Genomic DNA, 24,268 nt, shown 5'->3' on the forward strand with positions numbered 1-24,268 from the left:
CAACGCAGAAATGAGAGGAGGTGAGCGCATGAAACGCCTCATTTTAGGGTTGGTGTTTGCCATCTTAGTGGCCATCTTTGCCTTGCAAAACAACCGACCGTTCGCCATCCGTTTTCTATTTTGGCAGTTTCCGCGCATCTCTGAGGCCTTGGTGATTATTGCGAGTGTCCTGTTGGGCGTGATTTTAGGGGCCATTTTGGCCTGGCGAGAACGCCTGCGCCGGCAAAACCAAAGCGCCGGGACGGTCACTCCCACGAGCCACGGTCCAGAATCGATTCATGACCCGCATTAGATCGACGCCCCAGCGCTCGGCATATTACCAGGCCGCTACCTCGCCATCAGCCCGAGGGTCGGTCCCTCCCATCAACACGCCGTTCTCCCGGCGCCAGATAATTTGGCCGCGGCCAAAGAGCCCGAGTCCCGTTTCAATTTCGACCTCGTGGCCGCGCCGACGCAGTTCTTTTATCACCTGTTCCGGCATGTGTGCCTCGACCCGCACACGATTGCCGCTTTCCCAATAAAATCGGGGCGCGTCCAACGCCGCTTGAGGGTTCATTGCCCGATCCAGCACATTGGCGATCACCTGCACATGGCCTTGGGGCTGCATAAACCCGCCCATCACCCCAAATGGCCCGACAGGTTTCCCAGCCTGGGTCAAGAACCCAGGGATAATGGTGTGAAATGGCCGCTTGCCGGGTTCCAGAGAGTTGGGATGCCCTCGGTCGAGGGAAAACAGTTTGCCGCGGTTTTGCAGTGCAATGCCTGTCCCCGGAACCACCAGTCCCGAACCGAATCCGGCATAATTGCTCTGAATGAACGATACCATGTTGCCTTGAGTGTCCGCCGTGCAAAGATAGACCGTGCCGCCCGGCACCGGTTGCCCGGCGCTTCTCACCTCGGCGTGCTCACCAATTAGTTGGGCGCGCCGGCGTATGTAATCGCCCTGCAACAGCGTTTCAGGGGGCCAGGGCATGAACCGGGGATCCGCGAAATATTGAAACGCATCCGCAAACCCCAACTTCAGCGCCTCAATTTGCTGATGAATCTGCTCCTCCTCTGACCCATACGGTAAGCCATCCAGCATTTTCAACGCCATCAAGGCAATGAATCCCTGGCCGTTAGGCGGAAGCTCCCACACATCGTAGCCTCGGTACGGCACCGACAAGGGCTCAACCCATTCCGGCTGGTACGACGCCAGGTCTTCCAGACTCATCACGCCTCCGGTGGCCAGCGAGAACTGCACAATATGCTCCGCAATCTCCCCGCGGTAATAGGCTTCGCCCTCCGTTTCGGCCAAACGGTGAAGCGTGGCGGCATGATCGGGGGCGTAGAAGAGATCGCCAGCTTCGGGCACATTCCCCCCGGGAGCGAACACACGAAACCACTCCTGATATTCAGGACCTTTCAGCACCTCCCGATACCGCTCATAGGCCCTCTTCCAAAAGTGTGCCAAGGTGGGGGACAGCGGATAGCCTGTTTCCGCAAGACGAATGGCGGGGCCGAGGCTCCCCGCCAAGCCTACCCTGCCAAACCGCCGGCTCATGGCCTGCCAGGCCGCCGGTGCGCCGGGAATCGTCACGGCCCCCCAGCCGAACGCCGGCATAGCCTCATAACCGTGGTCCCGGATCCAGTCCGGGGTGAGGCCTTGTGGGGCGGGTCCGCTGGCATTGAGGCCATGAAGCTTCCCCTCTGCCCATATTAAGGCGAAGGCATCGCTTCCCAAACCATTAGATGTGGGCTCGACTACCGTGAGCGCTGCGGCTGTCGCTACGGCCGCGTCGATGGCGTTGCCGCCTTGCTGCAGCACTTCCAAGCCCGCTTGAGCGGCCAGCGGCTGGCTGGTAGCCACCATCCCCTGGCGGGAATAGACCACCGTCCTCCGTGAGGCGAAAGGGTATTGGTGGGCATTTGGTCGTGTCGGATCCACCCGGTATCGCTTCCTCTCCTTGTATCATTGATGGTTGGGATCAAACACATCGCGGATCCCATCGCCAAACGTGTTAAATCCAAGCACCGCCAAGAATATGGCTGCTCCCGGAAAAAGCGAAATCCAGGGGGCCATGGTCAAGTATTCCGCTCCGCTTTGAAGCATTTCGCCCCAGTTTGGGGCCGGCGGTGGCGGGCCCAACCCCAAGAACGACAGACTTGCCACACTCAACAGGGCGCCCCCAATACTGAGGGTCGCAACCACAATAATCGGTGTCGCGGCATTCACCAGTATATGCCGAAACATGATTCGAAGCGGCGATGCCCCAAGGCACCGAGATGCCTCAACATACTCGCGGTTTTTGACCTCCAGCACCTGGCCCCGTGTCACCCGCGCAAACTGCGGAATCGTTACCAGTCCGATTGCGATCACGGCATGAATCAAGGACGGTCCCAGTATCCAGGCCATGGCCATGGCCAGCACCAAGCCCGGAAATGCCAGTCCGGCATCCACAATGCGCATGAGAACCTCGTCCAGCCACCCGCCGTAATATCCCGACACCAGCCCCACGGGAACGCCAATCGCCACTCCCAAGATGACAATCAGAACGGCCGACAAGAGGCTGCCGCGCGCTCCATAGATAATCCGTGACAGGAGATCTCGGCCCAATTCGTCGGTCCCCAACAAATGCTGGGCGCTGGGTGGATGAAAGGCTTGCCCGAAATGGGTGGCATCCGGCGAGTAAGGAGCAATAACCGGGGCGGCCACGGCCATGAGAATAAACAGGACAATGAGAATCAGGCCGCCGACCGCCAGACGGTTTTTGGCAAACCGGCGCCAGGCGCGCTTTCGGCTAGATACCGGCTGAAAGGTTTGCTCTTCCAATGCCGGTTCGGAAATAAAAACCGCCATATTCTCCCTCCTGTTAGTTATACCGGATACGTGGATCGATCCAGGCGTAGCATAAATCCACCAAAAGATTGGCGGCCAGCACCACGAGTGCCATGAAAAGCACCGACCCTTGCAGGACCGGATAGTCTCGGTTAAAGATAGCGTTGACCACCAATTGGCCCATACCGGGCAGAGAAAAGATGGATTCCGTGATGACTACCCCACCCAAGAGGCCACCAACCTGAAGCCCAACCACCGTGACCACCGGGATAAGGGCGTTCCTCAGTCCATGACGCATCACGACGCCCCATTCTCGCACCCCCTTGGACCGTGCCACCTGAATGTATAAGAGGCGCATGACCTCCATCAGCTCGCCGCGTAGCACCCGCGATGTGACCGCCACCAATGGCAGGGCCAGCACCACCACCGGCAATATGATGTGCACCAGATTGGAACCCACGCCCTGGCCAAGGGGTATCCACCCTAAGGACGGCAGCCAATGCAGCGATACCGCGAAGATGTAGACCAGCAGCAGCGCCAACCAAAAGTTGGGCACCGCCGCCCCCACCAGCGCCAACACCCGGGACAAGCTGTCAATCCAGGTGTTGGGCCGATAGGCGGCTAGAATGCCAGCGGGAAGCGCGATGATAAGCGAAACCAGCACGGCCAGTATGGTCAACTCGAACGTCACAGGGAGGCGTGAAACAATCAGTGAAGCCACCGACTGATGATCCAGCAAGGAAAAGCCCAGATTCCCCTCCACCACGTGCTTCAGATATTCTACGAACTGCACCGGCAACGGTTGATTCAACCCCATTTGCTGGTCGAGCAGCTTCACCGCGGCCGGCGAGGCCTGCTCGCCTAAAATGGTGTAGGCCGGGTTGCCGGGCGCAATGTGGATGAGGCTAAAGGTCACCAAGAGCACAATGAAGGCGACCGGAATGACATTGATAATGCGCCGGACAATAAACCGTGCCATAGCTCCTCCTTACTTCAACCACACATTCGTAAACCGCATCAGGTCGTCCGGATAGGCCTTGTACCCCTGCACAGAGGTTGACCACGCTTGAATCACGGGCGTATAGGCGAGATAGATGTAAGGGGCTTGCTGCGCTAAGATCTTGGCCACCTTGTAGTAGAGCGCCTTCCGGGTCGCCTGCGAGGTCGACTCACGCGCTTGCAGCAAGAGCGAGTTCACCTCCGGGTTGGAATAACGGGGGTCGTTGAAGCTTCCGCCAGTCGTGTCGAAGGCATAAGAGTTTTGGTCCGGGTCAGGCCGTCCGCTCCATCCCAACATATCGGCTTGATAGTTGCCGTTGATGGCATCGGTTAAGAGGGTGGTGAAGTCCACGGGCTCACTGTGCATGGTGATGCCCACCTTCGCCAGTTGGCTTTGAATGGCCTGCATCTCCTGCACCGTCACAGGGTCGTTGTTGCCCAAGAGCGTAAAGGAGAATCCGCCGGGGTTCCCCGCCTTCTTTAACTGTTGCTTCGCCAAAGTGTCCGAGAACGGGATTTTGAGGTTGGGGTCGTAGGCCCAGGATGACGGCGGAAACTGGCTATAGGCCGGTTGGGTCTGACCAAAGTCAATCAGCTTGATCAGCGCCTCACGGTTGATCGCGTAGTTAATCGCCTCACGATTGTGCACATTGTTGAGCGGCGACTTCGTGGTGTTCAACTCCATGTCTGAATAGCCTAAGCCGGTCATCTTGGCGTACTGCAGGGAGGAATTGCCGGCGAGTTGGCTCACGTCCTGAGCCGGAACGCTATCAATCAAATCCACCTGTCCCGTAGTAAGCGCATTATACTCTTGCTGCGGATTGGTGATGGGCGTGTAGACAATCTTGTTGAGATACGGCTTGCCCTTCTGCCAATAATGAGGGTTGCGCTTTAAGATAAGGTGATCATTCTTCACCCAAGAAACAAATTCGAAGGGCCCGGTTCCAACCGGGTGAAGCCCGTATTGGCTCCCCCACTTCTTCATTGCCGTCGGCGAGGAAATCATGCCGGTACGGCCGGTCAAGAGAGAGAGGAAGGCCGCAAATGGTGCCTTAAGATTGACGACCACCTCATAGCTGTTGGGGGCCGACAAGCTAGAGACCAACTTCAGGTTGCTAAGCCGCGGCGAGGCGTTCTTGGGATTCATTTCCCACTGCCAGTTGTAAATGACGGCCTGTGCGTTAAAAGGCGTGCCATCTTGAAACGTCACGCCATGCCGTAAATACAAGGTGTAGGTTTTCCCGCCGTTGGTGACCGTCCAGTGGGTCACCAGGTTCGGCTCTATTTTCATCGATTGGGACAGCTTGAGAAGCGGGTCAAAGATATTGATATAGGCCTGGCGGTCAATCAAGGCCGATGACATCGCCGGGTTTAAGGTGACAAAGTCGGAATCGATCCCGACATTGAGCGTTCCGCCTACCCTCGGGCTTGATGAGCTACCGGTGGCACTGGAAGTGCTGGTAGTCTTGGTAGACGCCCCGCAACCGGCAAGTGCGCCCAAAAGCGCCGCCGACGACAATAACACTACGAGCTTTTTCCCTAACATCGGGTTGCCTCCTTCATTAATCATCAAGCGCAGGGGATCCGAGCCGTTTCATCAGACCCTCGCGGGTCTTGCTTACATGCAGCCGGGCATAATGCTCGGCCAGCTCAGAATCGCGCATTTCAATCGCCTCAAATATGAGGCGATGTTCAGGAACGGAAATGCGTACCCGGTTTCGCGCCACCCAGTCCAAGGTCACCATTCGCGTGCGAAACCCTTCCAAGTTCTTTAAAGCCTGAATGAGATAGGGATTGCCCGACATTTCTGCAATGGTGTCATGAAAGCGCGAGTGCGCTGCATCAAAAGCAGCGGCATCGACGGCGTCATGTTCCATATGGCGGAGGCTTTGGCTTAAATCCTCCAACAAGTCAGGTCGCTGATGGGAGGCCGCCAGGCGGGCAGCCAATCCTTCCAGCGTTTCTCTCAGAACATAGGCATGGGCAATGTTCTCAATCGATAGACGAGCGACGATGAGGCCTCGGGATCCGTCGGACGCAGCCAGCCCATCCTGTGAGAGGCGTTGCAGGGCCTCCCGGACAGGCGTGCGGGATACCCCCAATTGCTTCGCCAACGCGGCCTCCACCAACCGTGTTCCGGGCGATAAATCGCCATCCGTAATGGCATGTTTCAGACGCCGATACACTTCCTCGGCGGTTGTGGTCACGGTCACGGGCGTCAAGAACGGGTCTCCGGATTCCATGCCTTGTCCTCCCTCCATCGCGGGAAATGTTCGCCACGCCCAATCGTTTTTCCTGCTAATTGATAAAAATTTCTGTGTTTGCATACCGTCGACAGAATACGGCAATTTCAACTCATCTGCTGCTCATCCCAAGGAGACTGGCTATTCGAGCTGATACGCGGGCAAGGTATAGTGAAGGCGAAGGAGGAATCGATGTGCTTGAAGTCATCTTTGTACGACATGGGGAAAGTGAGGCCAATCGACAGAACATGATTATCTCGTATCAAGGAGATCCCGCTCTCACGCCCGAAGGGCTCGAGCAGGCCCGTCGTGCGGCCGCGGCTTGGGGTCCGGCCGCCGCCATCTACGCAAGCCCGCTGAAGCGAACCCAGCAGACCGCCCAGGCGTTTTGTCAACCGGGACAAGCCGTCCGTGTCGACCCGCGCCTGCACGAAATTGCCTTGGGCCGATGGGATGGGTTGACCATCGAGGACATCGAGGCTGACGATTACGACCGCTATCATCAATGGAAAGTGAATCCAGAATTGGGAGCTCCTGATGGCGGCGAGCCATTAAGTCATGTGGCAGAACGGATTCACGCGTTTTTGGACGATGTTCGAAAAGAACACCCCGACGGCCGTGTTGTCGCCACTACCCATTCGGATTGTCTTAAGGCCCTGCTCCTGTCGGTGCTTCACGCCCCATGGGAAAGCGCACAATGGTTCCACCTAACCAATACCGCCGGTCTGGCTGTGCAATGGAAGAACGGAGCCTGGCAGCTGATGGCCTATCCCCTTATGCCAGTTTGAACCTGGGCGGTGGCCCACCATTAGATATAGGGACATTCCGGTGGGCCCACCTCTCAGAGTGGATGCCACCTGCTAATCGTTACCTGCATGTTCCCAGGAGAAATACGCACACTCTCCTCGAGGTGAAAAAACGATGAATCAACGTTGGGGAACATTAGCACTCCTTTCTGCCTTGATATTGGCTGGCGGTTGCGGGACAACGGGACACGCCTCGCCCTCTCAGTCCAAAAACGGCGGTACCAAAAAAACGGCCGCCAGCAAAAGCCCGAAAAAGCCGGCCAGCACGGTCACCAAGGGCGGTACGCTTAAAGTCTTAGGTTTTTGGGCGCACCACAAAGCGTTGCCACCCTCTGCGCTAGGGGCCAGCAACCATTCCCTCACCTACTTGGCGCCCTTGTGGTATTCCATGACGGCTCACGGCACCTTAAAAACCAAGGTCGACGCCGCCGTATTGGCCGAGGCTAAAAAGCAAAAACTCCCCATTATCGTCTCGGTCAACGATGCAACCGGAACGCAAGCGTTTTTAACCAGCGCGGCAACGCGGAAGGCGGCCGTTCAGAGCATCGACCATGTCATCGCGGCTAACCATTACGCCGGTGTGAACATCGATTTTGAGCCGCCCCACACGCATTTAAAGTCGGAGTTGACCGCCTTCATGGTGGAATTGCGTGATTCGTTGCCTCGTTCGGATAAGATTATTGTGGATGTCGTCCCACATTCCGGCGGAGCCTACGATTTCCGGAGACTGGCGCCCGAGGTGACCGCAATCCAGTTAATGAGCTACGACCAGCATTCCGATGGAACGGTTGCTGGGCCTGTGGCGGCAATGCATTGGGTCACAAGCATAACGAATCGCCTGAAAAGCCAGGTGCCAAGTTCCAAAATCTATTTAGGCATTGCGTTATATGGTTACAAGTGGACATCGGGCAGCACCCATGCGACGACGATTCCATACGATGCCATCACACCAGCCATGAAGGCGAAAGCGACGTGGAATACGCGGTATCAAGAAGAGACCGCCACCATGGGTCAAACCGTCTATTGGTGGGAAAACCGAAAAGGGATCGCTCAAAAAATTGCCTTGGCCAAAAAGGATCACTTAGCAGGGATTGCCCTGTGGCAAGTTGGCTATGCGACCCATTCAATCTACGCAGAACTGTTGAAAGATGTCGGGAAGCAGCCCTGACATTGTCGCCCTATCAGAACGCGGCGGGACGTCCCGCCGCGTCTTTTCTTTGCTTGGTCGCCAAGTTCCCATTGCCGGCCAGAAATTCCCCGTGGTTCTCACCCATCTTGAATCATCCACCTGACAGCCTACGCCTCTATGCGACAGGAACAGTTTGTGGTAATAATTGGGTTGAAGTTCCAATCTTCTTTCGAATATTTGTTACGGGAAAGGAGGCCGATTGCGGGTCCCTCGTGGAGGCTTCTTCTTCGGACGGCATTTAAAACCATTTCACCTAGGCCTAAGATGGCTTGAGCTTAGAGACAGGAGGTTGTCGACATGATTGTTCGGCATCGCACACTGGCGGCATTATCGTCGGTGGCCTTGTTGACAGGCGTGTTAAGCGCTTGCGGTTCGTCCCCATCCTCGAACTCGGCTTCGGGATCTTCCAACGTGACACTGGTTTTTGCAAATCAAGGGCTTGGAACCGAATTGCAAGCCACCCAAACCGCGATTAAAGGCTTCGAGAAGCTTCATCCTCACATCAAAGTCAAGATTGAAACCTTGTCGGCGAACTCCAACGACGCCTATCAAAGCTTGGTAACCGACCTGACCTCGGGATCTGCCACGCCGGACGTCATTACCGCTGACGTAATTTGGCCGGCCGCGTTCGCCGCTGCCAATTGGATTAAGCCGCTGAACCCATCCCAATTCCAGTTGAGCAACTTCTTCCAGGGGATGGTCAAGGCAGGCGAATATAAGGGCAAACTTTATGCCATCCCCTGGTTTATCAACGTTGAAGGCATCTACTATCGCACCGACTTAGTGAAAACGCCGCCCAAGACCTTCTCGCAACTTGTGGCAGATGCCCAAGCCGTGCAAAAGAAGGATCCGAAGATGTATGGCCTCGCCTTCGAGGGTGATAAGTATGAGGGCGCTGTTACCGTGTTCCAAGACGTGTCGGGAGGTTACGGTGGAGCCTTTTTGAACGCCCATGGGAAGCCGGTCATCAACTCCCCGGCGAACATCAAGGCGCTCACCTGGCTGGATGGGCTCATCAAAAAGGGCATCTCGCCTACTGCCGTGACCGGGTGGGAGGAAGGCCAGGTTCAACAGGCCTTTTTGTCCGGCGATGCTCTCTTTGCCACCAATTGGCCTTATTTGTACCCATTGGCAGAGGCCAGCGGATCGGCCGTTAAAGGCAAAGTCGGATTCGCACCGCCGCCCGTTACCGCGGGCGGGCACGTAACCGCCTCGTTAGGCGGGGATGTCTTGGTTATCAACAAAAACACCAAGTACCCCAAGCAAGCGGAAGAGTTGGTCCAATATCTGACCTCAGCCAGCACCATGACACAGCGGGCACTCATTTCGGGCGACCCGCCGGCGCGGACTGACGCCTATACCAGTTCGCTAATTAAAAAGGCGCCCTGGTTTGCTCAGGAGGAGCAGGTGTACAAATACGCGGTTCCGCGTCCCGTGACCCCACTCTATCCACAAATCTCCTCAGCCATTCAAACGGCGCTCTCGGAAGTCTACTCCGGCCAAGCCTCGCCCAAGGCAGCTCTGGACCAAGCGCAGAAGAAGGCTGAATCCATCATCGCCAACAATGGCTAGTAGACCGGCCACACGGGTTCCGGGGCAGGCTTTTCGGCCGCGCCCCGGGCGCCCGTCGTACACCGCCCGCCGGGCACGGGTGGGGTATATATTTATCGCGCCGGCCGTCATCATGCTGGCCTTGGTTTCGGTTTACCCTTTGGTCTACAATATTTGGCTGTCCCTGCACCACGAAGTGCTGACCGACCCCTTCGCCAATCGGTTCACAGGGTTGGCTAACTACCATCTGCTGCTCACCGACACCGAATTTTGGGGGGACTTTGGCCGCACGATTTTATTTACCGCCATTTCCGTTTCCATCGAACTCATGCTAGGCATGGTGCTAGCCTTAGTGGTTAACCAAAAATTTCGCGCCCGCGCCTTAGTGAGGGCGTCCATCCTCATTCCTTGGGCCATCCCAACCGCGGTCTCGGCTATGTTGTGGAAGATGTTCTTCGATCAACGCACTGGGTTTGTGGATTTTTTCCTGGGCGTTCTGCACCTGCCGGGCAGCCACCAAGTGTGGTTTAATTCCCCTTTTTGGGCGTGGCTGCCCATCATTCTCAGCGACATGTGGAAAAACACGCCCTTCGTGGCCCTTTTGCTGCTTGCCGGATTGCAAGGAATTCCAGCCGAGCTTTATGAGAGCGCCCGCATTGATGGGGCCACTGGTTGGCAAAGTTTTTGGCGCGTGACGCTGCCGCTCATGAAGCCTACCATCCTGGTCGCACTCGTCTTTCGCACATTGAGCGCCCTGCTCATTTTTGACACCATCTTTGTGATGACCGGCGGCGGTCCTGGCGTTTCCACCGAGGTCGTGTCCTATTACAACTGGTACCAGTTCATGACGAGCCTCAACTTTGGGTATGGGGCCGCCATCTCCGTCGGCATCACCATCATCGCCATGATCTTGGCGTTTCTCTATGTCCGGCTGTTACGTCAAGGAGGAGGGTTCCAGGCATGATGGCGCGACGCTGGGGACGGATTGGATTTGGGGTCTTGGTAGCGGTTATCATCATCTATTCGCTTCTGCCGTTTTTCTGGATTTTGCGGTCGTCCCTCGAGTCTTCGGCTGGCCTCAGTCAGCCAACCAGCACCTTTTGGCCCATTGGCATCACCTTATCCCACTATCGGGACCTTTTTGCGGAAGAGAACTTTCTCCGCCCGCTTATCAACAGCATTGTGGTCGCTGGCATTACCACCTGCATTGCCGTGGTACTGGGTTCGCTGGCTGCCTATGCTCTCTCGCGTCTTCCCGTGAAAGGCCGGATGGCGGTGCTGGGCTTTGTACTCCTGGTGTCTTTCTTTCCACAGATTGGTATGGTTGGCCCGCTATTTCTCATTTTTCGCCATATCGGCTGGCTGGACACCTATCAAAGCTTGATTTTCCCCTACCTTATTCTCTCGCTGCCCATCACCACGTGGATTCTGACCGCCTTCTTCGCTCAGATTCCCGTGGAAATTGAGGAGGCTGCGATGGTCGATGGCGCTTCGATTATCCAAACCATTTGGCGTGTGTTCGTGCCCCTGGCCTTGCCAGGCATTTTCACTGGCGCCATTTTAGGCTTTTTGTTGTCATGGAATGATCTGCTCTTCGCCCTCTCCTTCATCCAAAGCCCCAACATGTTCACTGTGCCGCTGGCCCTGGTAAACTTTCGCAACGCCTTTTATATTCACTACGGCCAAATTGATGCGGGCGTTGTCGTGGCTTCGGTGCCCATTGCCTTGGTGGTGTTGTTCTTGCAGCGGCGGATTGAGGCGGGGTTGACGGCAGGCGGCGTCAAGGGTTAATCGGTATCCTCAAGGGCGGCGGTGGCAAAGACTGATATGAAGGTCTCAACCACCGCCGGATCCAATGCCCGGCCCGATTCCTGCAGCAAGATTGCAATCGCCTGGCGATGCGACCCTTCGGGGCCGGCCGTCATCCGCGCGTAGGCATCGGCCACGGCGATGATGCGAGCCAACCGGGGAATGGCCTCACCCGCTAAGCCGTCAGGAAATCCGTAGCCATCCCAGCGTTCATGATGGCCACGGATTGCTTCAAGAATTGAGGGCGCAAGCTCCAGACGATCCAGCAGCCGAACACTCATGTCGGGATGGACATCGAAGAGGGGCGACTGCTCATCGTCGGCGCCAACCGCGGCCAATCCCAAATCTTCTAGTCGAGCCACATGGGTCAAGGCGGCCAATTCTTCGTCTGCTAGTCCCAGCCGCTGTCCCACCGCTTGCGCGGCCCAATGGCGCACGTCCAGGCGCCGAGAAAAATCGCCCTTGACGAGAGTTTGCGCCAAAGTGCTTTCCAACAGCACGAGAAAGCGGGTGAGTTCCCGCTCATAATCAGCATCCGACGGCGGCTGATTGGGCCCTGATTCCGCCTGTGCTATTAAGGCGTTGATGCTGCGCCATCGTTCCCATTGACCGGCCTGTCCGTAGAGCGTTTGTGCGATATCGAAAAAGCGCACTGCGAGACGGCTCAGTTCAAGGGATAACGCCCATTGGCCGAGCACAGAAGAAAGATGCCCCATTTCTTCCACGTCGAAGCTTCTTAGCGATAGCCACATTCTTTGAAAGGCCCTCTCTCCGAATCGACGAACGTCCTCCCAACGGTTTTGCGATACCGCCAGTCGCGCAAGCCCATTGAGCGCCCCAATGGTGCCGACCTGGCTCTGCTCCAATGCCCGATGAAAAGCCTCCTCGGCTTCGTGCCATCGCTTCAACTCCATGAATGCCAATCCCCGATTGACCTCCAGAGCGTACTGATATGGCGTCGGCATGCGCCGGCCCACCTGGGCCGCCTTCTTAAGGGACTGAAGAGCCTGCTCATATAGGGCAAAGTTAATCTGCATTCCCGCAAAATTAATGAAGAGCGCCCCCTGGACCGGCTCGGCCCCACGCGTCGTCCGCTCTACCCGCACCAGACGGTCCGCCTCGCGAAAGGCCCGGTCCCGCTCGCCCACCAGAGATAAAGCCATGGCCATCCGCATGGCCACACCTGGCCCTCCTCCTGAGGCTACGGCCTGTTGAAAAAATTGCAAGGCTTGACGTGGCCGACCTCGATGGGCGGCCAGACGACCGAGTCCATCCAGTATGGCGGCACGAAGGGCTTCTTGGGTGGCATCCCCTGCCGCATCCCTCCATTCCTCCTCCGCCGCTTCCAAACACCCCGAATGGTATAAGGCCAATCCACGCGCATAGAGGCGTTCGGGTCGGCTCCTCATCGAGGCATCACCAAAGCGATCCGCGTTCCCAAATTAGGCTTGGACTGAATGTCGACCGATCCACCCATGAGCCTCATGCGCTCCGCCATGGTAAGCAGCCCATAGTGGCCGGGCTTGGATCCCATTTTGGCGTCAAACCCGACGCCGTCGTCCATCACGGTCACCCGTAGATCGTCAGGCTCTTGAACGCAGACGATCCGAATCGTTTGAGCGCGTGCATGTTTGGCCGCATTAGTGGCCGCTTCCTGCACCGCACGGTAAAGCATAATCGCCTGCGACGAGGCTAAGGAGATCTCCCTGGTCCCATCGACCGATACTAACACCACGGTTCCCCAGTCGGTTTGGATACGATGGGCCAGCGCATGCAACGATGGGATGAATCCCATGGCATCGAGGGCGACAGGTTGCAAATCGTAGATAAGTTGCCGGATTTCTACTACGGCTTGGGCCAATCGCCGGCGAATGCGTTCCATTTCCTGAAGGGCCAACGCTCGATCGGCTTCAAATATGCGCCCCAACAATTCAAGCCGCATGCTGGTATTGGACAACACCTGAACCGGACCATCATGCAGATCGCGTGCAAACCGCCGCCGTTCCTCCTCCAAGATGTCCACCAGCCGTTGGTCCACTGCGTCCACGTGATTCCCTCCAAAAGGGACCGGGAGAACCTCTCCCGGTCGCCGATGAATTAAAAGTCCCAAATGAACTCCACGCGGTCATTGGTGGTCTTCATTGCCGTACCGGTTGTCGACCGGTTAGCCTGACCAGCGCTGCTGCCCGTGTTGGAAACCGCGTAAACCGGCTTTCCGGGCCCGCTGGATGTCACGGCGTCTGCATAGCTGGGCGCTGACGCTGCCAACAGGGCGGCAACGCTTAGAAGCCCAATCAGAATCCGCTTCACGTGTCCTCACCCCCTTTCGCCGGATGTCCCCCCATTGCCATGGGCCTCTGAAGGACGTCAACGATTATCCGTTCTCCGCCCACCGCCAGCGCCACGCCAGGGTAAGCGCACCCGGCTTCCAGGCTTCCTTCCGGAGAGCTGACCTCCACGCTGGTTTCCGTGGCTAGATTGTTGCCCAACTGCCGGGCGGCCAGTTGGAATTGCGCGCTGATGAATCCGCCGACCGCTGTATCGAGAATCCTCAAACGCTCCGAGCAGACGTGACTGGCGAGGAGACTCTGGACGGTTAAATCACCCATGCCGTCGATGTGGCTTCGGCGCACATCAGCACGGCATGGGACGATGTCCCATTGGCCGCGCCTCTACAGCCCGATCCATCTCCAGGTATTCCAGTTGCGTACGGAGCGCCACAAGTTCTGCCATGGAGTCAATCTGTCCTTGATCGAGGCGATCCTTCAACTCCTGTATGCTGCGCACCAACGCATCCGACCAGTTTAAATGCGGCCAGGTAAGGGCGCCCTTGAACCAATCCAAGGACTCCAGAATGTCGGTAAATTTTGTGGCAATCACCTGTTGCAACAACAATGGAAAGCGGGATCGGCCACCGCCTTTGAGGAGCTCTTCGGCCGTCACCTCGAGATCGTAGAGCCCGTCGATAATGCGGCCCACATGCTGCTCTGCCCGCTTTTGCACGTAGCGCCCATATCCAAGAAAGACGGCGGCATCGCTCACCGTCCCCTTAACCTCCACATTGCCCCCGACCACAACCTCGGCTTCGCGGATTCCTCCCTTAATCACCAAATTTCCGGTCACAATGACCAGTCGGCGGGAAATGTGTCCCTCGACCGTCACATCGCCATCTAATACTAAAGGATCCGGAGCGGACGTCACTTCAGGAATGACCATAGCGTCAACCACGTCCACAATGCCGTCCTGGGCAATCACGTAGCCTGACCGCGCGGCCACCAATTTAGTGCCATGTGTCATCAGCGCCACGCCCGGGCCAAGGCGCATTTGGCGCCCGGGGGCGATGGCCGGTGCCGCCACCGTCTTCCCGGTGACCGTAGTGCCCGGCCGCGCGGGGTGGGGCCGTCGATGAGCCAATATAGCCCCGGTCTCGACCATCCAACTGCCGTCCAAGCGCTTGTCATCAATCCATTCCACACTGCCAGCACCCGGATGGGGATCCGTTCCCCGCGCGATCACGAGACTTCCCGACTCACCCCTGTCAAGAAATGTCTGAAGCTCACGGGTGGCCACCGTTCCCGAGATAACACCCGCCCGCAACAACTCAGTACGGACTTGGGCCACTGTGACGCGAGGCGGATCGATGGGAAAGCTGACGGTTGTCAATACCAATCGAGGGCCCGGGACTGTTGGCTGCAGCACCCGCCGCTCCCCACGCTGATACGCAACATGAAGAGTGGCCAGCATTTCGTTTTCGGAAACCTCAACGCGGACCTGCGCGCTGGGTGCCCGCATATGGGCACGAACAACAATATGGTCGCTTTCTTCCACGACGCGCTCTCCCACGACCGACCGGCCATTGACCAGCACCGTCACCTGATCGGCATCGGCGGCCGACAACACGGCAAAGCGACCGTGCTCTCCCTGGGGATTCGTCACGTGAACCCGTCCAGCACCATCTAGCCACACGCTGCCCTCTTTGTCGGCCGGCGATGGCGTTGGGGATGGCGCCATATTCTCGGACTTGGTAATGGGCGTCAGAGGAAGCGGATCAGGAATGACCATTGGCAGCCGTCGTGGCTTTTGCCAACGGCGCCAAAACCAACGCTCCATCACGAGCGAATGGCTCCTACCGGTTTGACGGCGCGCAGGAGTTGTTCCATTGTTTTCAACGTCACCGGTTTCGACATAATCCATCCAATGCCGGGCGCATGGCGAAGTCTTTCATTGTCCAGTACCGTAATCATCGCGACCACGGTTTGGGGCCATTTCTCTTTAATAGCCGACGCCAGCTCATCGCCAAGCAGGCCCGGCATCTGATAATCGGTTAATACAAGATGCACAGCGTTTTGGGCGAGCCATCTCAGGGCTTCCTCGCCTGACGCGACAGCGCCGATTACGCGGCCACCTGCCGCTTCCACCAGCTTTTGGAGCACCATCCGGGTTTCTAGGGTGTCGTCGACGATGAGTGTCCGGACCATGGTCCAACTCCTCACAGTTTGTCGTATGTCGTCGAATTTCGTCGTAACCCGAGGAAGTCCTTTTTTCAGAGAGGAGATTTTTTCCTAACCTCGTTACGAACGGGGCTGCCTCAAACGGTACCTCGGCAGTGATGCCGTCCCTCAAATGCGCCTATTTTACCCCGGTTAGTGGAGGAAGAAGCGGGGCATCTTCCTCGCTTTTTTCGGGAATCAAGTGGGAGCCCTTAGGGCAAAGGCCTTTTGAGACAGCCCCGCCGTGGTTCTATTGGCGTTGGCGCTTTTCCATACGCTGTGCTTTGGCCTCTTGGCTGCGCCGTTTCCACAGTTGCCGCGCCTCACTTTGAGCGCGTTGCGACCGTTTGCGCTCGATGAATTGATGCTCGCGCTCTAGCTTTTGGTATTGTGTTAACCGTTCAGCATCGAGACGTCCCTCATGAATCGCCTGGGCCACTGCGCACCCTGGTTCTCCCTGATGGCGGCAATCGGTAAAACGGCAATCCTCAGCCAGCTGCTCCACGTCACCGAACACCGTGTGGGCGCTGCCGGCCCACAGTCCCACCTCGCGGATGCCCGGAATATCCATGACCAACGCTCCGTTGGGCAGCCGGAACAGTTCCCGGTGGGTGGTGGTATGCCGCCCGCGATGATCGCCTGTGCGGACGGCCATCACCCGTTGCGCATCATCTCCAAGCCAGTAGTTTAAGAGGGTCGACTTGCCCACCCCTGAAGGTCCCATCAGCGCCACGGTCTGTGCCGGCATCAGCCACGCGCCTAACGACTCGATGCCATCCCCGGTCACAGCGCTCACTGCTAGAACTGGCACCCCCAAGGCTGTCTCTTCCGCTGCTCGGACATATGCATCGAGATGGGAACAAACATCCTGTTTCGTCAGAACGATGACCGGTGCGGCACCACTATCCCAAACCAATGCCAGGCTTCGTTCCAACCGTGCCGCATTGGGAGGCTGGGCGAGGCTCACCATAATGAAAACCGTGTCGATGTTAGCGGCCAACACTTGGGCTTCAATTGCCTCGCCCGGGTTTTTGCGGACTAAGGCCGTGCGGCGGGGAAGCACCGCTTCGATACGGCGCTGACCGGGCGGTCCGTCCAGCACCACAAAATCGCCAATATGCGGCCATTGCTCGCCATCTTTGATCTGATGGCGGAATTTGCCGCTGGGCCGGGCAAGTTCTTGGACGACAGTCCCATCTATCTCCAAAACTACAACCCGAAACATTGCTCCCAGGTCTACCACAATCCGGCCGATGGCGCCAAAGCCCCCCAAGTCACGCCATGTGGCGCTCACCGTGTCGGAAAATCCCCAGGCCTTGAAACGGTCATATATCTCTTTCGTGGTAATGCCTCCTTGTCATTAAAGAAAAAATCCGAGGAATGGCCTCGGATCGCATGACAAGGAGTGGGCGCTATGCCGCTCCGGAAGCCAAGGGCGAGGCCATCCGGCGCATGACAAAATTGACAGTTGCCATGGTCCTCACCTCCATCGGCGCCCTTGGGAGCCCGTTTGTCTCATCATACCCACTGTTGCGCCAAGCATCAACCTCATCCAGCCTACGACTTTGGTCGGACGACAAGGACGTCGTGCCCGATTAGGCTGGATTCATGACCGAAAGGAGGATCGGATAGGTGGAGGGAATTTTCGGGATCAACTTATTTACCGAACGATATGAGGCCTGCGTGGCTTTTTATGAGCAGGTCCTGGGACTTGTGGCCTATCGACGAACTGACTCCCTGACCGGGTTTCGGATCAATGAACGGACCTATCTCTTGGTTGAGCGTGGCGGTGTGGCCACGGCCACAGAAAAATCCCCGGAGCAGAACCCGACCGTGTTGCGGTGGGATGTTGCGGATCTCCCATCGGCCGTCACGAGATTGGAGTCCCGAGGCGCCGTCTTTCGCGAACGCTGCAAGAGGTTTTCGTGGGGTACGATTGCGGTGCTCTTGGATCCGGATGGCAACCGCATCGAACTCGGGGAAATCGGCCCAACCAGTCTACCCCCAACCCAAGAATGACGGAAAACCACCGGAGTTAGCATGAGAAAAGTTAAAGAGTGCTGACGCGTCAGTGGGAGGAGATTCCCCCCCGCTGCGTCGCGTCAGCGAGCACATCACGCCGAAGCCCGATGAGGGCTGTTGCGAGTGGATGCGTCTCAGGCAATCTCATTCGGCCGGCCGTCTTCCACCGCCGTGGATTCTTGGTCGGTAAGCACGGGGGCTTCGAAGAGCCATTGAGCAGGCCACCAGCGTGTTAAGACAATCGCACCAATGCCCAGAGCCAGCAGCCGTTCGGCATCCCCCAAGACCCGATTGGGGTATCCGTTGGAGAGCGCCCATCGGAGCACATGAACAGCCCAGGTCATGGGAAGGTACGGATGGATGGCTTGAAAGAAGCCGGGGGACAGGACGACAGGATAGGTGCCACCCGCACCCGCTAATTGCACAACCAATAGGACAATGCCGAGAACCCGACCAGCGTCGCCAAACTTCTCCACCAGCAAGCGAAGGCAAGCCCACCATACCGCGCCAATCCCTATCAGGCTAAGCCCGTAGGCCAAGGCATGCATCGGATGCATTGGCAAAACCAGCGTGGTTCCAATGCCCAGAAAGGCTATCTGAAGACCGGCTACCGCTAAACTCTGCCAACTCCGTGACCCGAGGCGTCGTTTGTCATATCGGCCGCCCGGCACTAAAACGGTTGCCACCACCGCGCCGACCCAAAGAGAGAGCCCAAGAAAATACGGGGCCATGCCTGTCCCATAATTTTCGGAACCTGTTGCCACGTAAGCGCTCACCGGGTGGGCGCTGTCTTGAACGGCCGGTTCAAACGTTGGCAGGGATGCTGCCAGGTTGGCGGTTCCCTCCTCCAAGGCATCCAGTCCTTGTGTTATGTGGCGAATCCCGGACTCGGCATGGGTCGCTCCCTGAGACCAGCGAATCATCCCGTGGCTTAAGGAAGAGTCCTTTTGAACCAAGGTAGCGGCGCCCTGCACTAATGGAACCATAGCCCCAGTAATAGACTGCGTCCCATGGCCAATTTTTTGCATGCCCTCTTGCCAAGACGTGACCTGATAGGCCCATTGCGCTGGGCCCGAGGCCAGGGCACTGGTTGCCTTAGCCCATTGGCCCACCGCCTCTGACCACTGGCCCGCCCCCTGTGCCCAGGCATTAGAGCCGGCGGCCACCGCATTGAGGTTCCGCCCCATGGCCGCCGTACCTTGGGCCACGCTTCCGTTCAATGCCTCTTGTTGCGCCAACAGCGCCTGAATCTCATTCAAGGTGGCCGACGAAGGATTCGCCTTCTCGGCCGCTACCAGTTGCGATATTTCTTCGGTCAGCGCAGCGCTGTGTTGCGCAGCCGCTGCCAAGGAAGTCGACGATTGACCCAACGCCGCCATCTTGCCTGCGAGCGTCGTGGCGCCGGATCCCAAACTCACTCCCTTGGAGGATAAGGTCGCAGCCGATACAGATAATCGCTTCGCGCCCTCGGATAGCGTCTTAGCGGCGTTCCCCAAATCCGAGGCTCCGCGAACGGCCTGATCAGACCCCGCACTGAGGGATTGAATTCCCTGATTGACGCGCGTTGCGCCCTGCTGCCATGTCAGGAGTGCGTGCGCCAACGCCCTCTGGTCTGAGGCTAATCTATGGGCATTGGTCCCCAGCGACGTCTCCGCTCCTTGGATGCGCGCCATGCCCTGGGATGCATGGGCGGTCCCGGCCGCTACCGCCGCGGCCGCGTGCGCTGCCTTCCCTAACCCGCCAGCCACCCCCGTCAACGTCTGAGCTCGGACCGAATCAGCCAAGGTGTTGGCCACAGCCGTCGCCTCATGCTGCATCAGGATGCTGGTCAGATAGTTCGTGGCTGGATTGGTTCGAAATGTCAGGGACACCGACTGCTGATGATCAAGTCCCTTCGTATAGGCGGCGGGAATGATAATCGTCATCCCCACACGCCCGTTTTTGAGCGCTCTTTGAGCGCTGCTGGCCGTTTCCGTCCGCACGTCCAAGTCCTTTTGGAGTTTAGCGACCAGCGCACGCCCTTCGCTTCCCGCATCATGATTAACAACCGCTACGGGAACCCGATTAAGGTGCCCATAAGGGTTCCAGAACGCCCCGAGGTATGCCACGCTATAAAGCAGCGGAACGACGGCAATGGCCATCACGCTGAGGCGTCCGCGCGAGGTTCGAAATAAGTTCACGATGTCCATCTTCTTTCCATGGTTATACTGACTAGTCAGTATAACTTAGATGAAAGAAAAAAACTAGCGCGTTTGGGCCGAAATCCAATCCGCTAACCGGGCAACCAGATCGTCGAGCCGGTGGCGTTCCGGCTGCGGCTGCTTGAGAAGATGCAACGCGGGAACTGCAATCGCCCCGAACAGCGCATACGCCATCATCTCGCTATCATGGCTTCCCCTTTCGAACACAGGGACCAATGGTTCAATAATGCGCTGCAGAAATTGCCGTACAAGAAGCTCCCGCTCTTGATTGCGCCAAGCCTCGCTTAAAAATAGCTCCAAGAATGCCTTTTCCCGCCAAAAGAAATCGGACCATGCTTGCATAGCCCCCTTCCACTGATTGGCGCTCACGGACGCCTCCGTGAGGGTCGCCAGACGCTCGGCGCGCTCTTGGAACAAGGCTCGAAACAGCGCTTCTTTTGACGGAAAATGATAATATAGGGAGCCCTTGGCCACCTGAGCACGAATGGCGATGGCGTCCATGGTGGTACGGTCATACCCAGATTCCGCAAACTCCTTAAGGGCCGCTTCCATAATCTCATGTCGGGTATTGGGTTTTGGCGCTGCCATGTGTCCCCCCTCGTGGCCGAATCCATAGTTACTAGATTTTCATACCCCTATTCTACCGCGACCGAAATATGAATGAGCGACCACGCCCCAGTTGAGCGGATACGAAAGGATGTGCACCCGACGCTCAAAAACGCCAAAGCTTTTAGCCTGAAATGCGATGCCGTGGGCAATGTCCCACAAGGTCTTCGTGTCGGTTGGCGCCTTAACCCATCCTGCCCACCGGTGACGAGACGGATGGTAAGACCGGCGCATGCGTGCGCGGACGGGTACTCGCCCTCCATAGCGCTTCGCAAACGATTGGCCTTACCACGAAGCCAATCGAGTTCTCGGAATTCGCTGTCGATGACTTCGAATCGACCTTACCCTTCAACCGCCGCCCAGGGACACCCGGGATCGCTCGCTGCCAAATTTCCGGTGACCGCATAAGCCCTCGCGCGCGATCCACCGCAGGAATCCCGGTAATCGCAGGCGCTACATGCGCCTTCAAAACGATTCGGATCGCGTAGCATCTGAAATAGCTCCGACCGCCGATAAAGTTCAGAAAAAGGGGTTTGACGAACATTGCCCGCCGATACCGGCAGATAGCCACTCGGAAACACTTCACCACGATGGTTGATGAAGGCAAATCCGCGCGCTTCCCGGGCCACAGTCCGAATCGGGCTTGCCGGGTTTCGCTGGTGTAGCACGCGAGACCATTGCGGCGCCCCCACCGTTGTGATGCGGAAGGATTCTTTAGGAGCAAACTCGACCAGCCATTGAAGCACGCGTTCAGTTTGATCCGCCGAGAGCGCATCCATGATTCGGGCGCGACCGGTCGGAATGACGAAAAACAGCTCCCAACTGGTTACCCGTAAAAACCGCACCAAACTAGCCATAGCGGACACTTGATGGACAGTTTGCTGGCTGATGGAGGTGTTGATTTGCAAAGCCAGCCCTTCCCGAACGATAGTGTCGGCCAATTCTAAGGTCCGATCGAAGGTTCCCCGAACGCCGCGAAATTTATCATGAGTGACCGCATCCACCCCGTCTAGACTTAACGAAACGGAATGGACCCCCAGCGACTTCCAACGCGCCACCACCTCGTCGGTGAGCTTGGGGGTGACGCTCGGGGCTATGGCCGTAATGATGCGTCGGCGCACCGCCTCCTTAATGATGTCATCCAAGTCAGGCCGCTCCAGCGGGTCGCCGCCCGTCAAAACAAGAATCGGCGGCCGGGAAAAGTTTTCCGCCAAATCGTCCAACACGGGGATCATTTCCTGCAAGGACAGTTCACCCTCATCGCGGTGTGGAATAGCCCGCGCCCGGCAGTGGCGGCAATGCAGCTGGCAGGCACGAGTCACCTCCCACGTCAGCACATGCGGTGTATCGAAATACGAAACCACGCCCCCACACCCTTCCTTTATGCTCTTTTTTACCGTAGCGAATCATTTCAATCGCCAAAAGGGCTCTTTGTTCCTGAACTGAAGGGCCATTCGGACACAACTGCTATCTTCGCGGCTTTCGCCTTCGCTGCATTCTCCCCGACGCCGTGATAGGACCAACCGGACCCCTCACAATGAGCCGTTCGGTCCTGATATCCAACATACCCCCGGGTGTATGTTATCCTTATGAAATTTTTAGGAGGATAGGCAACCATGCGCATTGCGATCATCGGGGGCGTTGCCGGCGGTGCCAGCGCGGCCACCCGGGCAAGACGGCTCAACGAGAACGCCGATATTACCATCTTCGAAAAAGGGCCGTACGTGTCCTATGCCAATTGCGGGTTGCCCTACTATGTGGGTCGCCAAATTGCCACACCCGACGCACTCTTGCTGGAAACCCCCGAAAGCCTCTGGGACCGATTCCGCATCCGAGTACACGTCAACACCGAGGTCACAGACATTGATTTGACGACCAAACGTCTTCGATTCGTGCAATCCGGCCAGGCGGCCCATTGGGCATTTGATCAGCTGATACTGGCCCCGGGGTCCACACCCATTGTCCCCAAGCTGCCTGGCATGGATCGGCCCGATGTGTTTTTGCTGCGCACGGTACCCGACGCGCTGCGTCTAAGGGAATACCTCGATCAGAACTCCATACACCATGCGGCCGTAATTGGCGCCGGATTCATCGGATTGGAAATGGCTGAGGTGCTCCGTCATCGAGGCCTCGAAGTCACGCTGGTGGATCAGGCGGCCCATGTCTTGCCGCCCGTTGACAGCGATATTGCCGGATTCTTGGAGAGCCGCATGCCCGATCTGGGCATACAGCTCGCCTTGTCGAATACCATCATGGGTATTCGTGGCGCCGTCGGTCATCCCATCGTGGACTTGTCGTCCGGGCCGAGCCTAACGACCGATTTGGTGGTTATGGGCCTGGGCGTGCGTCCGTCACTTCAGCTTGCCCGATCCATGGGCCTAGCCTTGGGAACCACGGGGGCGGTTCAGGTCAATCATCGCATGCAGACATCCCATCCGGATGTTTACGCGGCAGGCGATGCGGTGGAAAAGCGGGACTTAGTCACTGGAAACCCACGGTGGTGGCCACTGGCCGGAGTAGCCAACAAGGAGGGGCGTGTTGCCGGCACCAATGCCGCCGGAGGTAACGCAACCCTTAACGGAGCCCTAGGCACCGGCATTGTCCGATTGGCACCCTTCGTCGTCGGGGTCACTGGCCTCACCGAAAAGGTCGCTGAAAGAGACCACATCCCCTATCGGTTGCTGCACACTATCCGCGGCCATCACGCGGGCTATTACCCCGGTGCGCGCGATGTGCTGATTAAACTCTTGTACGATCCCGCCAGCGGCCGTATTCTAGGCGCTCAGGCGGCGGGCGAAGAAGGCGTTGACAAGCGCATTGACGTCATTGCAACCGCCATTCACGCACGCATGACGGTGGATGACCTCGGCGAATTGGACTTGGCATATGCTCCGCCTGTCGGCGCTGCCAAGGATCCCGTGATCATTGCTGGCATGGCTGCGGCCAACCATTATCAGGAACTGGTGGAGAACGTCAGCGCCGGCCATTTAGAAGAATGGCTGAACAGCGCCAGGCCACCTTTCCTGTTGGATGTGCGCGATTCCCACGAAACCAGCGAGAGTGGCATGATAGCCGGCGCCAAAAATATTCCCTTGAATGACCTCCGATCGCGACTGGATGAGGTCCCGAACGACAGTCCTGTCGTCGTATATTGCCGCAGCGGTCACCGCAGTTATCTTGCGGCTCGCATTCTGCGACAGACTGGCCGATCCGCCGTTTTCAACCTGAGTGGTGGATTCATCGTATGGGGTCTCACCCATCCCGAGGAATCGCGCATGCCAGTCTAATGGCCTGAAATTAAACCACCGGCCGCAGGACATCTGTCGGCCGGTGATCTTTTTCCCAGTGCTTATCTATCCTCCGCGAGTATTTGCGGCAAGCGGCGCAAGAGTCCCATCATGAGCTTCACGCTATATTGGATTTCGGGGTCCTTCAAACTCCGCATGAGACCGGTCAACGTCACCCGCGACGTGTCGTTGCGAACCGTTTCGGTCACGTCCGACAGCGCGTGGGTGGCCCGAATCCCTAAGTCGA

General features: G+C 57.6%; 24 protein-coding genes. 8 read left to right on the plus strand and 16 right to left on the minus strand.

Translation table 11 applies throughout. The features are described from left to right. The first annotated feature begins 28 nt into the window (after window positions 1-28). The gene (locus HIJ39_RS10160) at window positions 29-292 is read left to right on the plus strand and encodes a LapA family protein (RefSeq protein ID WP_169099279.1); all 264 of its coding nucleotides are present in this window, start codon (window positions 29-31) and stop codon (window positions 290-292) included. 24 nt (window positions 293-316) lie between these two features. Here the strand turns inward: HIJ39_RS10160 and HIJ39_RS10165 are convergent, their stop codons facing one another. The 5 genes from HIJ39_RS10165 to HIJ39_RS10185 form a co-directional block, all read right to left on the minus strand. Next, window positions 317-1,852: a gamma-glutamyltransferase family protein gene (locus HIJ39_RS10165; RefSeq protein WP_169099343.1), complete on the minus strand. Its 1,536-nt coding sequence runs from the start codon at window positions 1,850-1,852 to the stop codon at window positions 317-319. A gap of 99 nt (window positions 1,853-1,951) precedes the next feature. After that, on the minus strand, window positions 1,952-2,839 hold the full coding sequence (locus tag HIJ39_RS10170; protein ID WP_169099281.1) for an ABC transporter permease: 888 nt from the start codon (window positions 2,837-2,839) through the stop codon (window positions 1,952-1,954). A 13-nt stretch (window positions 2,840-2,852) separates the two neighbouring features. Then, complete coding sequence (locus HIJ39_RS10175; protein ID WP_169099283.1) at window positions 2,853-3,797, minus strand: ABC transporter permease; 945 nt, start codon at window positions 3,795-3,797, stop codon at window positions 2,853-2,855. A gap of 9 nt (window positions 3,798-3,806) precedes the next feature. Then, window positions 3,807-5,363: an ABC transporter substrate-binding protein gene (locus HIJ39_RS10180; RefSeq protein ID WP_169099285.1), complete on the minus strand. Its 1,557-nt coding sequence runs from the start codon at window positions 5,361-5,363 to the stop codon at window positions 3,807-3,809. A gap of 16 nt (window positions 5,364-5,379) precedes the next feature. Next, window positions 5,380-6,060, minus strand: coding sequence for a GntR family transcriptional regulator (locus tag HIJ39_RS10185; RefSeq protein WP_169099287.1), 681 nt, complete (start codon window positions 6,058-6,060; stop codon window positions 5,380-5,382). A 194-nt stretch (window positions 6,061-6,254) separates the two neighbouring features. Here HIJ39_RS10185 and HIJ39_RS10190 point away from each other — a divergent pair, with 194 nt between their 5' ends. From HIJ39_RS10190 to HIJ39_RS10210, 5 genes are all read left to right on the plus strand, one after another. Then, window positions 6,255-6,848: a histidine phosphatase family protein gene (locus HIJ39_RS10190; protein ID WP_169099289.1), complete on the plus strand. Its 594-nt coding sequence runs from the start codon at window positions 6,255-6,257 to the stop codon at window positions 6,846-6,848. A 133-nt stretch (window positions 6,849-6,981) separates the two neighbouring features. Further along, the gene (locus HIJ39_RS10195; protein ID WP_169099291.1) at window positions 6,982-8,034 is read left to right on the plus strand and encodes a glycosyl hydrolase family 18 protein; all 1,053 of its coding nucleotides are present in this window, start codon (window positions 6,982-6,984) and stop codon (window positions 8,032-8,034) included. A 318-nt stretch (window positions 8,035-8,352) separates the two neighbouring features. Further along, on the plus strand, window positions 8,353-9,627 hold the full coding sequence (locus HIJ39_RS10200; RefSeq protein ID WP_169099293.1) for an ABC transporter substrate-binding protein: 1,275 nt from the start codon (window positions 8,353-8,355) through the stop codon (window positions 9,625-9,627). Next, window positions 9,620-10,570, plus strand: coding sequence for a carbohydrate ABC transporter permease (locus HIJ39_RS10205; RefSeq protein WP_169099295.1), 951 nt, complete (start codon window positions 9,620-9,622; stop codon window positions 10,568-10,570). The genes HIJ39_RS10200 and HIJ39_RS10205 overlap by 8 nt, the downstream gene beginning before the upstream one ends. After that, window positions 10,567-11,397, plus strand: a complete 831-nt coding sequence (locus HIJ39_RS10210) for a carbohydrate ABC transporter permease (protein ID WP_169099297.1) — start codon at window positions 10,567-10,569, stop codon at window positions 11,395-11,397. Before HIJ39_RS10205 ends, HIJ39_RS10210 begins: the two co-directional genes overlap by 4 nt. On the opposite strand, the gene HIJ39_RS10215 is transcribed toward HIJ39_RS10210, so the two are convergent. The 7 genes from HIJ39_RS10215 to rsgA form a co-directional block, all read right to left on the minus strand. Beyond that, a complete protein-coding gene (locus HIJ39_RS10215; protein ID WP_169099299.1) occupies window positions 11,394-12,824 on the minus strand; it encodes an HD domain-containing phosphohydrolase in 1,431 nt (476 codons plus the stop codon). The two genes, HIJ39_RS10210 and HIJ39_RS10215, sit on opposite strands and share 4 nt — an antisense overlap. Further along, window positions 12,821-13,462, minus strand: coding sequence for a histidine kinase (locus HIJ39_RS10220; RefSeq protein WP_169099301.1), 642 nt, complete (start codon window positions 13,460-13,462; stop codon window positions 12,821-12,823). Before HIJ39_RS10220 ends, HIJ39_RS10215 begins: the two co-directional genes overlap by 4 nt. Window positions 13,463-13,512: 50 nt before the next feature. Continuing rightward, window positions 13,513-13,725: a hypothetical protein gene (locus HIJ39_RS10225; RefSeq protein WP_169099303.1), complete on the minus strand. Its 213-nt coding sequence runs from the start codon at window positions 13,723-13,725 to the stop codon at window positions 13,513-13,515. After that, the gene (locus HIJ39_RS10230; protein WP_169099305.1) at window positions 13,722-14,048 is read right to left on the minus strand and encodes a hypothetical protein; all 327 of its coding nucleotides are present in this window, start codon (window positions 14,046-14,048) and stop codon (window positions 13,722-13,724) included. The genes HIJ39_RS10225 and HIJ39_RS10230 overlap by 4 nt, the downstream gene beginning before the upstream one ends. A 1-nt stretch (window position 14,049) precedes the next feature. Next, complete coding sequence (locus tag HIJ39_RS10235; protein WP_243239523.1) at window positions 14,050-15,525, minus strand: flagellar assembly protein A; 1,476 nt, start codon at window positions 15,523-15,525, stop codon at window positions 14,050-14,052. After that, window positions 15,525-15,893 carry a response regulator gene (locus tag HIJ39_RS10240; protein ID WP_169099308.1) on the minus strand — a complete coding sequence of 123 codons (369 nt, stop codon included), beginning with the start codon at window positions 15,891-15,893 and terminating at the stop codon, window positions 15,525-15,527. Before HIJ39_RS10240 ends, HIJ39_RS10235 begins: the two co-directional genes overlap by 1 nt. Window positions 15,894-16,155: 262 nt before the next feature. Continuing rightward, window positions 16,156-17,199: a ribosome small subunit-dependent GTPase A gene (gene rsgA / locus HIJ39_RS10245; RefSeq protein ID WP_169099310.1), complete on the minus strand. Its 1,044-nt coding sequence runs from the start codon at window positions 17,197-17,199 to the stop codon at window positions 16,156-16,158. 338 nt (window positions 17,200-17,537) lie between these two features. Between rsgA and HIJ39_RS10250 the strand changes: the two genes are divergently transcribed. Next, window positions 17,538-17,924 carry a VOC family protein gene (locus HIJ39_RS10250; RefSeq protein WP_169099331.1) on the plus strand — a complete coding sequence of 129 codons (387 nt, stop codon included), beginning with the start codon at window positions 17,538-17,540 and terminating at the stop codon, window positions 17,922-17,924. Window positions 17,925-18,061: 137 nt separating this feature from the next. Here HIJ39_RS10250 and HIJ39_RS24905 read toward each other — a convergent pair whose 3' ends face one another. The 3 genes from HIJ39_RS24905 to HIJ39_RS10265 all read right to left on the minus strand — a co-directional run bounded on the left by HIJ39_RS24905 (window position 18,062) and on the right by HIJ39_RS10265 (window position 22,098). Beyond that, the gene (locus HIJ39_RS24905; protein WP_169099333.1) at window positions 18,062-20,107 is read right to left on the minus strand and encodes a YhgE/Pip family protein; all 2,046 of its coding nucleotides are present in this window, start codon (window positions 20,105-20,107) and stop codon (window positions 18,062-18,064) included. 63 nt (window positions 20,108-20,170) lie between these two features. After that, the gene (locus HIJ39_RS10260; protein ID WP_169099335.1) at window positions 20,171-20,716 is read right to left on the minus strand and encodes a TetR/AcrR family transcriptional regulator; all 546 of its coding nucleotides are present in this window, start codon (window positions 20,714-20,716) and stop codon (window positions 20,171-20,173) included. 359 nt (window positions 20,717-21,075) lie between these two features. Continuing rightward, on the minus strand, window positions 21,076-22,098 hold the full coding sequence (locus HIJ39_RS10265) for a radical SAM protein (RefSeq protein WP_169099337.1): 1,023 nt from the start codon (window positions 22,096-22,098) through the stop codon (window positions 21,076-21,078). A gap of 252 nt (window positions 22,099-22,350) precedes the next feature. On the opposite strand from HIJ39_RS10265, the gene HIJ39_RS10270 reads away from it, so the two are divergent. Beyond that, window positions 22,351-24,021, plus strand: coding sequence for an FAD-dependent oxidoreductase (locus tag HIJ39_RS10270; RefSeq protein WP_169099339.1), 1,671 nt, complete (start codon window positions 22,351-22,353; stop codon window positions 24,019-24,021). A gap of 62 nt (window positions 24,022-24,083) precedes the next feature. On the opposite strand, the gene HIJ39_RS10275 is transcribed toward HIJ39_RS10270, so the two are convergent. Next, a partial coding sequence (locus tag HIJ39_RS10275; protein ID WP_169099341.1) for a helical membrane plugin domain-containing protein occupies window positions 24,084-24,268 on the minus strand: 185 nt, incomplete at its 5' end.

It is taken from the genome of Sulfobacillus harzensis (assembly GCF_012933365.1).
Lineage (GTDB): Bacteria > Bacillota > Sulfobacillia > Sulfobacillales > Sulfobacillaceae > Sulfobacillus_B > Sulfobacillus_B harzensis.

Bases quoted from the DNA above. Each gene is read 5' to 3' on its own strand.
- HIJ39_RS10160 (WP_169099279.1), top strand. From the start codon at position 29: ATGAAACGCCTCATTTTAGGGTTGGTGTTTGCCATCTTAGTGGCCATC.
- HIJ39_RS10165 (WP_169099343.1), bottom strand. From the start codon at position 1,852: ATGGTGGCTACCAGCCAGCCGCTGGCCGCTCAAGCGGGCTTGGAAGTG.
- HIJ39_RS10170 (WP_169099281.1), bottom strand. From the start codon at position 2,839: ATGGCGGTTTTTATTTCCGAACCGGCATTGGAAGAGCAAACCTTTCAG.
- HIJ39_RS10175 (WP_169099283.1), bottom strand. From the start codon at position 3,797: ATGGCACGGTTTATTGTCCGGCGCATTATCAATGTCATTCCGGTCGCC.
- HIJ39_RS10180 (WP_169099285.1), bottom strand. From the start codon at position 5,363: ATGTTAGGGAAAAAGCTCGTAGTGTTATTGTCGTCGGCGGCGCTTTTG.
- HIJ39_RS10185 (WP_169099287.1), bottom strand. From the start codon at position 6,060: ATGGAATCCGGAGACCCGTTCTTGACGCCCGTGACCGTGACCACAACC.
- HIJ39_RS10195 (WP_169099291.1), top strand. From the start codon at position 6,982: ATGAATCAACGTTGGGGAACATTAGCACTCCTTTCTGCCTTGATATTG.
- HIJ39_RS10200 (WP_169099293.1), top strand. From the start codon at position 8,353: ATGATTGTTCGGCATCGCACACTGGCGGCATTATCGTCGGTGGCCTTG.
- HIJ39_RS10205 (WP_169099295.1), top strand. From the start codon at position 9,620: ATGGCTAGTAGACCGGCCACACGGGTTCCGGGGCAGGCTTTTCGGCCG.
- HIJ39_RS10210 (WP_169099297.1), top strand. From the start codon at position 10,567: ATGATGGCGCGACGCTGGGGACGGATTGGATTTGGGGTCTTGGTAGCG.
- HIJ39_RS10215 (WP_169099299.1), bottom strand. From the start codon at position 12,824: ATGAGGAGCCGACCCGAACGCCTCTATGCGCGTGGATTGGCCTTATAC.
- HIJ39_RS10235 (WP_243239523.1), bottom strand. From the start codon at position 15,525: ATGGAGCGTTGGTTTTGGCGCCGTTGGCAAAAGCCACGACGGCTGCCA.
- HIJ39_RS10240 (WP_169099308.1), bottom strand. From the start codon at position 15,893: ATGGTCCGGACACTCATCGTCGACGACACCCTAGAAACCCGGATGGTG.
- HIJ39_RS10260 (WP_169099335.1), bottom strand. From the start codon at position 20,716: ATGGCAGCGCCAAAACCCAATACCCGACATGAGATTATGGAAGCGGCC.
- HIJ39_RS10270 (WP_169099339.1), top strand. From the start codon at position 22,351: ATGCGCATTGCGATCATCGGGGGCGTTGCCGGCGGTGCCAGCGCGGCC.